Origin of the sequence: Streptomyces boncukensis (genome assembly GCF_011045075.1) — a bacterium.
Taxonomy (GTDB): domain Bacteria; phylum Actinomycetota; class Actinomycetes; order Streptomycetales; family Streptomycetaceae; genus Streptomyces; species Streptomyces boncukensis.
Window position 1 is genome coordinate 1 of record NZ_JAAKZZ010000230.1, and the last position, 11,276, is coordinate 11,276.

The 11,276-nt window shown below is 70.4% G+C and carries 10 protein-coding genes; 4 read left to right on the forward strand and 6 right to left on the reverse strand.

Annotated elements, in window-relative coordinates:
• The 4 genes from G5C65_RS20920 to G5C65_RS20930 all read right to left on the reverse strand — a co-directional run.
• The coding region (locus G5C65_RS20920; protein ID WP_165300423.1) for an arginase family protein at positions 1-1,033 on the reverse strand (1,033 nt) is incomplete at its 3' end.
• Between the two features lie 266 nt (positions 1,034-1,299).
• Positions 1,300-1,431 (reverse strand): hypothetical protein, encoded by a 132-nt coding sequence (locus tag G5C65_RS40180; RefSeq protein ID WP_277608086.1) that lies wholly within the window; start codon positions 1,429-1,431, stop codon positions 1,300-1,302.
• Positions 1,432-1,490: 59 nt separating this feature from the next.
• Positions 1,491-2,351: a geranyl diphosphate 2-C-methyltransferase gene (locus tag G5C65_RS20925; RefSeq protein ID WP_165300424.1), complete on the reverse strand. Its 861-nt coding sequence runs from the start codon at positions 2,349-2,351 to the stop codon at positions 1,491-1,493.
• Entirely contained in the window at positions 2,348-3,511 is a 1,164-nt protein-coding gene (locus G5C65_RS20930; RefSeq protein WP_165300425.1) for a family 2 encapsulin nanocompartment cargo protein terpene cyclase, read from the reverse strand. Before G5C65_RS20930 ends, G5C65_RS20925 begins: the two co-directional genes overlap by 4 nt.
• Before the next feature lie 477 nt (positions 3,512-3,988).
• On the opposite strand from G5C65_RS20930, the gene G5C65_RS39415 reads away from it, so the two are divergent.
• The 4 genes from G5C65_RS39415 (at position 3,989) to G5C65_RS20945 (ending at position 10,366) form a co-directional block, all read left to right on the forward strand.
• Complete coding sequence (locus tag G5C65_RS39415; protein WP_241265945.1) at positions 3,989-4,117, forward strand: DUF6408 family protein; 129 nt, start codon at positions 3,989-3,991, stop codon at positions 4,115-4,117.
• 171 nt (positions 4,118-4,288) lie between these two features.
• Positions 4,289-6,346 carry a DNA/RNA helicase domain-containing protein gene (locus tag G5C65_RS20935; protein WP_165300426.1) on the forward strand — a complete coding sequence of 686 codons (2,058 nt, stop codon included), beginning with the start codon at positions 4,289-4,291 and terminating at the stop codon, positions 6,344-6,346.
• Positions 6,347-6,456: 110 nt separating this feature from the next.
• Positions 6,457-8,337, forward strand: coding sequence for a DUF2075 domain-containing protein (locus G5C65_RS20940; RefSeq protein WP_165300427.1), 1,881 nt, complete (start codon positions 6,457-6,459; stop codon positions 8,335-8,337).
• A gap of 592 nt (positions 8,338-8,929) precedes the next feature.
• Positions 8,930-10,366, forward strand: a complete 1,437-nt coding sequence (locus G5C65_RS20945) for an aminotransferase class V-fold PLP-dependent enzyme (RefSeq protein ID WP_165300428.1) — start codon at positions 8,930-8,932, stop codon at positions 10,364-10,366.
• 49 nt (positions 10,367-10,415) lie between these two features.
• Here the strand turns inward: G5C65_RS20945 and G5C65_RS20950 are convergent, their stop codons facing one another.
• A complete protein-coding gene (locus G5C65_RS20950; RefSeq protein ID WP_338146560.1) occupies positions 10,416-10,679 on the reverse strand; it encodes a hypothetical protein in 264 nt (87 codons plus the stop codon).
• On the reverse strand, positions 10,676-11,276 hold a 601-nt coding region (locus G5C65_RS20955; RefSeq protein WP_420903340.1), incomplete at its 5' end, for an RNA polymerase sigma factor. The genes G5C65_RS20955 and G5C65_RS20950, both read right to left, overlap by 4 nt.

Here is an 11,276-nt window from a genome sequence, read left to right on the forward strand (position 1 = left end):
CCCCGTCCCCCACCGCTCCCGCGTCGTCGCTCGCGTACGGCGGAGGGAGCGCAGCCGCGTGGAAGCGCAGCCGGGTCACACCGGGCGTGGCCCGCAGCAGCCACCCCGCGCGCTCCTCGACGACGGCCGCGGGCCAGGCCCGCGCGGTGCGCTGCTCGATCTGGTAGGTGCGCTCCGGCAGTACCGGAAGCAGGTCGGCGATCAGCTGCTTGAGGACCGTACGGGCCCGCTCGCCCCCGGCCTCGTAGCCGGCCAGGGCCAGCCCGGCGAGCGGGAAGCGCGCGGCGAGCGCGCGGATCGCGCGGACGAGCGCGGCCGGGGTCAGACCGCCCGGCTCCGGGGTGCCGACGGCGTCGAAGTGCGCGGGGTCGAGGACGTCGAGGTCGAGGTGGATATAGACGGCGGACGCGCCGCGGGCCGCGACGGCTCCGGCCGCCGCCGCGGGGTCCTCGGCCAGCTCGGGCACACCGAGGTGGCACAGCCCGCTGGCGGCGATATAGGCCCGCTCGCCCGGGTCGAGGGCGCGCGCCCCGGCCAGCACCACCTGCTCGGGGCGCAGCGCCTGCCGCGGGCTCAGCTCGGCCGGACCCTCGCCCAGCAGGGTGCGCAGCACCATGCCGGTGAAGGCGCCGGAGGGCGAGGACGCGGGGGTGTTGAGGTCGCCGTGCGCGTCGAACCAGACGACGGCCAGCCCCTCCCCGTGCGCCGCGAGCGCGGCCTCCACGGGCGCGAGGTCGGCCGCGCAGTCCCCGCCGGCCGTCACCGTCGCACCCCCGGGCCCCGCGTCGAGCGCCGCGCGGACCGCCCGCAGGTTGCGGGCCAGCAGGCCGAGCCCGGCGACACCGCCCGGCGCCGCGCCCCTGGCGCCGGGGGCGCCGCCGCGGATACCGTCGTCGTCCGCGACCTCGACCCGTACGGCGCGGGCCGCCGGCACCGCCGCCGCCAGCTCGGCCGCACCGCGTGCGAGCAGCGGCGCCGAGGGCGTGCCGGACCCCTGCCACTGCGGCACCTCGATGAATGAAAATGCATCCATCTTCATAAGTTTGCAGTGGCGGAGGGGGCGGCGTCCAGGGTTTTACGGCTACGCCGACGCGCGCCCCACCCTGGAACTCGCCCTGTACCGGGAGACGCGGAACGCGCCGGGCGCCCCCCGGACCCGCACCTGACCGTCTACACCCGGTTCTACCGTCGACAGGACAGCGGCCTGCCCGGCGTCCTCAACCACAGCACCTTGACCTCCGCCTCCCGTGCCGGGGCCACGGGGATCCTCCGTCCGGGGGCGGCCCCGCCGTTTCCGGATCACCCGGACGTCGGGGCGATCCGCTCCAGCCGGAAGCCGGTCGCCTCCAGCATCCGCTCCCAGCCCCGCGCCGTGCGCTCCCGCGCCGCGAGCATGCCCAGCCTGGTCAGGTCCATCGTCGCGGCGAACACCGGCGGCGGCTGCTCGGGCCAGTCGGGCAGCCGGATGGCCCGGACGGTGCCGCCGTCCGTCAGACGCGGTCGGCGGCGATGAGGAGGTACTGGAAGGACCGGTCCCGGTAGGAGGACAGGAACGCCTCCTCGATACCGGTGGCGACGCTGGACCGGGCGCGCAGCTCCCAGTAGGGGATGGTCTCCGGCGTGAGGTCGCGGACCTCGATCGGTACGAGGCGGTTCGCGGCCAGCGCGCGGAAGTACTCGTTGCGGCCGTGGATATTGCACTCGTAGTGCGCGTTGATGGTGGAGACGGCCTTGCTGGGCTGGCCGTAGACCTCGTTGTAGCAGCCGGTGATGGTGACGTACCGGCCGCCGCGCGCCAGGAGCCGGGAGTGGGCGGCGAACAGGTCCGTCAGGTCCACGTACATGGTGGACTCGTTGTTCCACACCGCCCGGTAGCCGCCCGGGGTGAAGCCGGTGTCCAGCATGTTGCCGGTGTGGAAGGCCACGTGCTCGTCGATGCCCCGCTGCTTGGCCTGCCCGGCGGCGAACTCGGCCTGCTTGCTGGAGAGGGTTATGCCGTCGACCGAACAGCCGAAGCGGTCGTGCGCCAGGACGGAGGTGCCGCCGCGCCCGCAGCCGGCGTCCAGGACCCGGTCCCCGGGCCGGATGTCGCCGAGCGCGTCGAGCAGGAGGGCGGACTGGGCGGTCTCCAGGCGGTGCAGCTCGTTGATGACGGACTGGTCGCGGTCGGGCTCGGGGGCGTCGAGGACCGACCAGTCCACTTCTCCGATGCCGTAGTGGTGGTGGTAGAGGCCGTCGACGGCGCCCAGGCGCAGATTGACGGGGCGCTCCTCCTCGTTCCAGTACCGGGCGATGTCCTGCTGGTAGGGGATGGCAGAGGCGGTGGACGGGGCGGTGGACGGGGCGGTCATGCACTCTCCTGGGGCCAGTAGTCGGGCAGGGTGTAGCGGTAGGTGTTGGTCGCGTGCCACTCGTGGTTTCCGGCGACCCACGAATGAAGGCCCGTCAGATAGCGGGCCAGGACGGGGTCCGGGACGCTGGTGCGCAACTGCGCGCTCTCGGATTCGAACGCGTCCATGATCGTGTTGTGGACCTCGACGGCCCTGAGGTAGGCGTCGCGCTCGGGGAGCTGGTCCCGGCGCGCGAGGACGGTCGGCAGATTGAGGTGCGGGTGCTGGGCGCGGAGCTCCTTGGTGTACGAGTACAGGTCGTTGACCAGGGTGGCGGCGTTGCCGGCCAGGGCTGTGAGGCGCTGCACGGGCGCCAGGGCCTGGAGCGGAGCGGGCAGCTCGTATCCGGCGACGAGGTCGGTGAGCGTCAGGCACGGGCGGAAGTTGTTGAACTGCCGCATCACCAGGTACTCCCACACGGCCGGGGTGGCGCCGTCCAGGCTCCAGGCGGCCTCGCCCAGATAGCCGAGGTGGAGCCGGCCCAGGTCGTGGCGGAGCCGGTCGGCCTGGGCCGGAGCGGCCCACGGGAGCGCGTGCTCCATCGCCGAGCGGTAGCTGCGCAGGGGCGCGTCCTCGGTCGTTCCGGCGCGCCAGGACGCCTCGTACTCCGGCGCGGAGTGGAGCGGGTCGAGGGCCGAGTGCGCGATGAGGAGCCGGGCGCCCAGCCCCTCGGGAGAGCCGCCGTGGTCCTCGCAGTAGCAGTCGTCCACCAGGTTCTCGGCGACCAGCAGCCGGGCGGCCACCAGCAGGCGTTCGACGTCGGCGTGGTCCGGGTGCCCCAGGCAGACGGCACGGCCGAACCCGAAGCCCGCGAACTGGTCCTCCCACTCGGGCGGCACGAGGTCGAGCTCCTTGGCCCACTGCTCCGTCCGCCGGTCCACCTCCGCCACCAGGGCCGGATCCGGCTGGACGGCGGGGCGGTGGCGGATCCCGGGGATGGGCCGCACGGGCTGCTCGCCGTCCGGCACCCCGCCCCGCTCCGCCCCGTGCTCCTGCTCCGCCTCCTCCTGTTCCACCTCCTCCTGCTCGCTCTCCCGCTCCCGTTCCCGCTCCCGGAGGCCGGCGATACGCAGCCCTGCGGTGCCCGGACCTGTCGGTCCGCCGGGGATGCGGAGGGTCATGGCGGTCAGCTCCCTTCGGCGTGGATCTGGAGGGCGGCAGGACGGGTGCGCTCGTCCAGTCGGGCTATCCGCTCCTGAGGCACGGGCGGGTCCTCCCCTGTCCGTCGACGACTCCCGGAAGGTGGTGCGGCGACCGCTCAACGGCCAAGCAGCAGGCTGCCCATGGCCACCCCGCGGCCACACCGGAAGCCGCCCCCATTCACTCGGACGCGACCAGTGGCGTTCATATGTACGCAACGACCTGCTGGGCGGGACGGGGTACGCGGGACTGACGACGAGGATGCAGCCGCAATTTCCTTTCCCAGGGCACCCAGTCGTGAGTTACCGTTCCCTTGCACCGCGTGTCCTCCTCGGAGGAGTACGCGACGGAACTTGAGGACGTAAGCCCTTTGGTTCGGTGACGCAGACCCATGGTGCGCTCCCGGCGGGAGCCATCCGGCACCGTCACCGGTCACAACCCGAAGGGGACGCGTTCCTATGGCTATCGTCGAGTACACCTCCACGCGCCGCACCTGGAGCCGTGATGTCCTGGTTGGCATCATGGCGAGCCTCGGCTCGAACCTGATGTGGGATCTGGCGCAGGCCGCGGTGCACCGCCTCGGCTGAGCCAGGCGGCGGGCGGGCCTCCAGGGGCCCGCCCGCCCTCGCTCCGCCGCGGCCGGGATAGTCTGCGCACCGTCATTTGCGGCCCGACGGGCTTCCGCTCCCTTCGCTTCGGCGGAGGCACGAAGGACACGCCCCCACCCGCACGAGTCGTCTCGTGCCTGGGGAACCTTCGTGCTCCTGCAGCTCTCCGCGGCCGAGCTCGGTCGGCTCATCGTTGACCGAGCCGGAGCCGAGTACCTGCCGCTCACTGAGCAACTGATCCATGAGCATTTCCGCCGCGAGGGAGCAGAGGCTCGTCAGGGCGATATCGCTTCCTGGAACAACAGCATCCCCGTGGTGGTCAAGGCCCTGCTGGACTGCGGCCTCGACACAGTGGAGGTGCAGGTCGAGGTCGACCTGCCGCACACCAACTCCGCCGTCGACCTGGTGCTGTGCGGACGGCACCCCGGCACGGGGACGGACTCATACCTTGCGGTTGAGCTGAAGCAGGTCCGACACGCCACGGTGGACCCCCTGTGCCCGATCGCCGTCGATCTCGGGTTCGGTGACGGGAAGAACAAGCTGCATCCGGTGCGGCAGGTCCAGAGCTACTGCGAGTACATGCTGCGCTACCTGCCCCACCTCCGGGAGAACGAGCGCCAGCTGATGGGGGTGGTGCTGCTCCACAACGCGCGTGACCCGGATGTGGAGGAGTTGTTCGGTCTGCCCGAGACCGATCACGGCTTTCTCTACACGCTGGACGACCTGGACCGCTTCCGGCGAGTCCTCACTTCGATGTTCGCCGCCGCGTCCGGGAAGCGGGCCGCGAGTGCGCTGGAGCAGGCCCGCCAGGACCCCTTGCCGAAGGTCACCGATGTGGCCCGGCAGCGGTCCGTCGTCGGCGGAGGTCTCGTGCTGCTCGACGAGCAGCACGTCGCGGTCGACCGGATCACCCGGCACCTGGAGAAGACGGCGCACTTCACCGGCTACGACGTCGGGCTGTTCTACGACGCTGATGCCGCCCACAGCTCCGCCTCCGCTCCGGGCGCCAAACGTGTCTACATCCTGCGGGGCGGTCCTGGCAGCGGAAAGAGCGCAGTAGCCCTCGAGGTGCAGCGCGCCCTCGGCCTCAAGGGCCGCGAGGCCGTGCTGGCCAGCGGCTCGCACGCGTACACGGAGACGTTGCGCGAAATCATGGTCAGCACAGCCCGTCGAGGGCAGATAGCGGAAAAACGCCGCACAGCGGTCAGGCTGTACCGGTACTTCAACAGCTTCAGTGAAACCCCACAAGACAGCATCGAAGTCCTCATCTGCGACGAGGCACACCGTATGCGGCGAAGCTCAACACACCGGTGGACACCCAAGGAGGTGCGGGACGACGACCGGCCGCAGGCGACCGAGGTGATCAGGGCCGCCAGGGTGCCGATTTTCCTGCTCGACGACCATCAGTCGATCCGCCCGGACGAAGTGGGCACTGCCACCTATCTCAAGGAACTCGCCGAACGCATGGGGTGCAAGGTCGAGGTGACCGATCTGGAGGGCACGTTCCGGGCGGGCGGAAGCAAGCGGTTCCAGCGCTGGGTCCAACAGCTGTTGGGCCTCGACGCCACCGATCCGGTGGCCTGGCGACCGGACGGGCGGATGACACTCACGGTCGCCGACTCCCCTCAGCAGATGGAGCAGTTCATCCGGGAACGCCACCTCGCGGGCTTCACGGCACGCATCACTGCTGGCTTCTGCTGGCCGTGGAGCAACCCGGACGGAGAACGACTCATCGATGACGTTCAGATCGGCGACTGGCGTCGGCCGTGGAACGTGAAGCCGCAGCACAGCGTTCCGGGCGCACCAAAGTCGGACTTTTGGTCCACCGACCGCCGCGGCGTCGACCAGATCGGTTGTGTCTACACGGCGCAGTCCTTCGAGTACGACTGGAACGGCGTCATCATCGGTCCCGACCTGCTGTTCCGTAACGGGAAATTCACGGTGGACCGGACCGCTTCCCGCGATCCCTCCTTCCGTAGCACGATCGACGACGCGGTCGTCACCCGTTGCATCCTCAACGCCTACCACGTGCTCCTCACCCGGGGTGCGGTCGGCACCGTGGTCTACGCGGTCGACCCGGCGACCCACAACGAACTGCGCAGGCTCGTCACAGGCGCCCTCGGCTTGCAGAACTACGACGGCACCCAGCCGAAGCTCACTGCTGAAGGATCCCCGCTGCCTCCCGCCCACCGCACACGTCGCGGGTAGCCTTGATCCCGTCGTAGCTGCGGCCCGCCGGGCTTCCCCTCCGCCGCGCGGAGGCATCAAGGACATGCCCCCACCCGCACGAGTTCCTTCGTGCTGCCTGGGGGCGTCCCTTGCTGTTCCGCCACTCCGCCGCCGCGGTCGCCGCCGAGTGCCTCTCCGGCACTCTCTTTCTCCGCCTGACGGAGCAGTTTGTGCACGTACACGGCCACAAGCCGGGTTCGTCCGAGATCCACTCCTGGGAGCGGAGCCTCCCGGCTCTCGCGAGCGCGCTGAACGATGCGGGACTCGGACAGGTGGAGATGCTCCTGGAGTACGGGCTGCCACTGAACAGCAAGCGGGCCGATGCCGTGCTGGCCGGCGTCCACCCCGAAACCGGCCTTCCCTCGTACGTCGTCGTGGAGCTGAAGCAGTGGAGCAGCGCCGAACCGGACGACGACGATCCGTCACTGTGCCGCGTCGACGCGTACACCCGGGCGGTGCTGAACCCCGTCGACCAAGTGCGCGGCTACTGCAACTATCTCGTCTCCTTCAACGGAGCTCTGGCCGAACACCCGGACCGGCTCAGCGGGGCCGCGTTTCTGCACAACGCCACTGAGTTGGGCGTCAGCGGGCTGTTCGAAGCCGAGCAGGATCGATACGGCCAGCTCTTCATCGGGGCGCGGCGTGGGGAGTTCATCGACTTCCTCCGCTCGAAGCTGGGGGCCGCCCCCGGCGCTTCGGCTGCGGACGCGCTCGTCAACGGGAAGATCGGGCCGTCCAGACAGCTCATGGCGGTGGCCGCACAAGAGGTGCGTGAGCGCGAGCAGTTCGTATTGTTGGACGAGCAGCAGATCGCATACCGCACGGTCCTGAACGCCGTCCGCCGCGCCAGGCGGTCCGACCACAAAGAGGTCGTGATCGTCACCGGCGGGCCCGGCACCGGCAAGAGCGTCATCGCCCTGTCACTCCTCGGCGAGCTGTACCGGCAGGGCACCACCGCGCTCCACGCGACGGGTTCCAACTCGTTCACCACGACCATGAGGAGGGTCGCGGGCACTCGGAAGCGTGAGGTCAAGGATCTCTTCAAGTACTTCAACAGCTTCGTGTCTGCCGAGCGCAACGGCCTCGACGTCCTGCTCTGTGACGAAGCCCACCGTATCCGGAAGACGTCGGCCAACCGCTTCACGCCGGCGTCCAACCGCACCGGCCAAGCCCAGGTCGAGGAACTCATCGACGCGGCGCGCGTCCCGGTCTTTCTGCTCGACGAGCACCAGGTCGTTCGGCCCGGCGAAATGGGTACGGTCGCAGAGATCAAGGCTGCCGCTTCGAGAAAGGGGCTCCGCTGTCAGGTCGTACCGCTGGACAGCCAGTTCCGATGCGGCGGCAGCGATGCGTATCTGCGGTGGGTGGTCCGGCTGCTGGGGCTCGCGCCCGGCGGCCCTGTGGCATGGGAGCCCGACGACAAGATGCACCTCATGGTGGTGGACAGCCCTCAGGACATGGAGGCGTTCCTCGACGACCGTCGCTCGCGGGGCTACAGCGCGCGCATGTCCGCGGGCTACTGCTGGAAGTGGACGAAGAAGGTGCCCCCCGGGCAGGCGCTTCCTGCGGACGTCTCCATCGGGGAGTGGGAGCGGCCCTGGAATGTCTTCGGTGACCGGTCTGTCGAGGGAGCGCCTCCGGCCGCACTGTGGGCAACCGACCCGGCTGGCTTCGGGCAAGTGGGCTGCGTGTACACGGCGCAGGGCTTCGAGTACGACTGGAGTGGCGTCATCATCGGCCCCGACCTGGTGTGGCGCGGCGACCGTTGGATCGCAGACCGAATGGCGTCCAAGGACCCGGTCTTCAAGAAGTCCACCCCGGACGCGGACGTGGACCGGCTGATCCGCAACACGTACAAGGTGCTGCTGACGCGAGGAATGATCGGCACAGTGGTGTACTCAACCGACGCCGAAACACGTCGAAAGCTGCGCGACCTGGCTGGCGCGACTTCAAGCCTCGCATCGGTGTAACGCGCTCACTCCCCTCCCCTCGGCCAGGGGCTGAAAGGCCGGAGTAGCGGCGGCTTGCCGCCGGGTACGACGTAGAGCCCGCTCGCTCCCTGTCATGGCGGGCGGGCGACGGTGGAGACACGCCACGTGCCTCCTCGGAGCGCCGGGCAGTGTTCAGCTGGCGGGTGATGACCAAGTGCGTACGGCCGCCCGGCGCGAGGTTGGCCGTACGCACGGCGATCACCCCGCTCGAAGGAACAGGCACCGGCCAGCATCCTGAGAATCGCCTCGGTCGGATCTCGCACGCTCGTCTCCGCCCGCTGCGGTGGCGCACCTGATGCGCCACCAAGCCCAAGGGAGTCATGGGACGCGGGCCGCCTGCTTCAGGAAACCGGACAACCGGCCGCCGCCGGTAAACCCCCGCCCGTCCTTCCGCAACCAAGCAGCACGCGCAGCGTCCCGAACGCGGGCGTGTCCATGTGCTGATGCGCGCTGGAGGACAGCGAATGCAGACCTCGAATCCACTTCGGCCGCTTCACGGTCGGGTCGCGCGGGTGCCGCGGGACGCGCAGGTCGGAACCTCAGTCATCGCCGTACGGTGAAGGGAACAGACATGTCGATACCAAGAGTCAACACCCCTGCGAAGACCGGGGTCTCCCGACGCACTTTCGCCGGCGTCCTCGGCGGAGGCGCCGCGACCGTGGGGCTCGGGACGCTGGCCGCCCCCTCCGCCCGGGCCGCCGCGCCCGCGGCGCCCGCCGCGGGCGGCGCTGCCTCCGCCGCGCTTCCGGCGCCGTCGTCGAAGGGCTACTGGGACGCGGTGCGGCGGCTGTTCGTCCTGGACAAGAAGGTGCTCTTCATGAATGTCGGCACCGTGGGGTCGCCGCCACGCGAGGTCATCGAGACCGTGGACCGGGTGCACCGGGAGGTGGCCGTCGGAGCGGAGTCCGCGTACAGCGACTTCGCCGACATACGTGCCGTGGCGGCCCGCGGTTTCGGGTGCGATCCGGACGAGCTCGTGATCTCGCACAACACCACGGACGGCATGGCGAAGATCGTGGCCGGCCTCGCCCTGCGGGAGGGCGACGAGATCCTGACCACCAACCACGAGCACTCCGGCGGGAACGTACCGATGGCGCTGGCCCGGGACCGCCACGGCGTGGTGATCAAGCGGGTGGCGCTCCCCGTCGGCAACGACCAGCGGGCCGAGGACTATGTGACGCTGTTCAAGCGGGCCATCACCTCGCGCACCAAAGTGCTGCTGTTCTCCGCCCCCACCTACAAGACCGGCACCATGCTGCCCATCCGGATGCTGGCCGGGCTCGCCCAGGACCACGGGCTGACCACCGTCGTCGACGGCGCGCACATACCCGGGATGATGGCCTACGACTTCCATGAGCTGGGGGTCGACTTCCTCGCCGGTTCGGCCGCGAAGTGGCAGTGCGGGCCCGGCGGCACCGGGATCCTCTACGTCCGCAACAAGGTGCTCCCGCGCCACAACCCCAACCCGCTCCCGGAGTTCTGGCCCGTGGTCTCCAGCGGCTATCCCGCCGAGGGCGGCCGGCCGGCGCGTACGGACGGGCCCGAGGAGAGCTACGACATCGCCGCCGACCTCCAGAAGGTCGGCAACGGGAGCCTGGCGGTCATGGCCGGCGTCGGCAGCGCCTGCGAGGTCTGGGACCGCATCGGCCGCCGGCGGATCCAGCGGCATGTCCTGGGCCTCTCCCGCCACCTCAAGGAGCTCGTCGCCGAGCGGTGGGGCGTGAAGTCCCTGTACTCGCCCAAGGACGACCCCCGGCTGGTGTGCGCGCTCACCTCCTTCGCGCCCTTCCGCGACGCGGGCGACGTCCACGACGCGAAGAAGACGGAACGGCTGGTCTCCCGCCTCAAGGACGAGTACGGCATCGTGATCCGCACCAGTGACTTCCCCGTCATCGGCTCCTCCCGGAACCATCAGACGGTCCGGGTCTCCACGCACCTCTTCCACCAGAAGAAGGACGTGGAGCGGGTCGTCGAGGCGCTGTGGCGGCTCTCCGGCGAGATGAGCTGACGGGCTCTCCTCCCGCACCCGTACCCGCCACCCGCGCCTGTCCCCGGGGTCAGGGCTGGACGATCACGTCGATCCGGTCCTTGCGCGGCGGCGGGTCCGGTGCGGCGCAGGAGTGCAGCGCCCACAGGCCCACCACGTCGGCGACGACCACGGTCAGCACCGCCAGGACCAGCATGACGAGCCGCCGGCGCCGGTCCCGTCGCTGCCACTCCGCGCGGGCCCGCACATAGGCGTTCGGGGACGGCTTCGTCGTCGACGCCAGGGAGTCGAGGGTGTCCCGCAACCGGGCCTCGGGGCCGTCCACGCTCGTCACCGGGTCTCCAGGGCACGGGAGAGCGCCTGCATCCCGCGGGAGATATGCGATTTCACCGCACCGCAGCTGATGCCCATCGCCTCGGCTATCTCCCGCTCCTTGAGGTCCATCCAGTAGCGGAGCACGAGCGCTTCCCGCTGGCGGGTGGGCAGGTTCTTCAGCGCTTCGACGACCTGCCGCTGGTCCTCGTGCAGCAGCGCCGTGGACTCGGCGGAGGCGATGTCGACCACCTCCACGCCGGCATGGCGGCGCGAGACCTGCAGGCGCCGTATCCGCATCCGCACGAGGTTGCACACCACAGAACGAAGATAGGCGGGCGCTGCCTCCGGCGCACGGAGTCGGTACCAGCGGCGGTGGAGTTCGCAGAACGCTTCGGCGACCAGGTCCTCGGCGTCCTGTTCGGCGCCCAGCAGGGCCGCGAGGCGCACCAGTTTGGTGTGGTGTCCGTCGAAGAGCCGGATCAGCGCTGTTTCGCGCTCCACGTCCCGCAGGTCGACGCCGGGTTCGGCCCCGGTGGGGATGGGCGGCCCGGTCCCGGTCCCGGGGCCGGGACCGGGACCGGAGCCGGAGTCGGGCCCGGAGTCGGCCCCGGGCCCG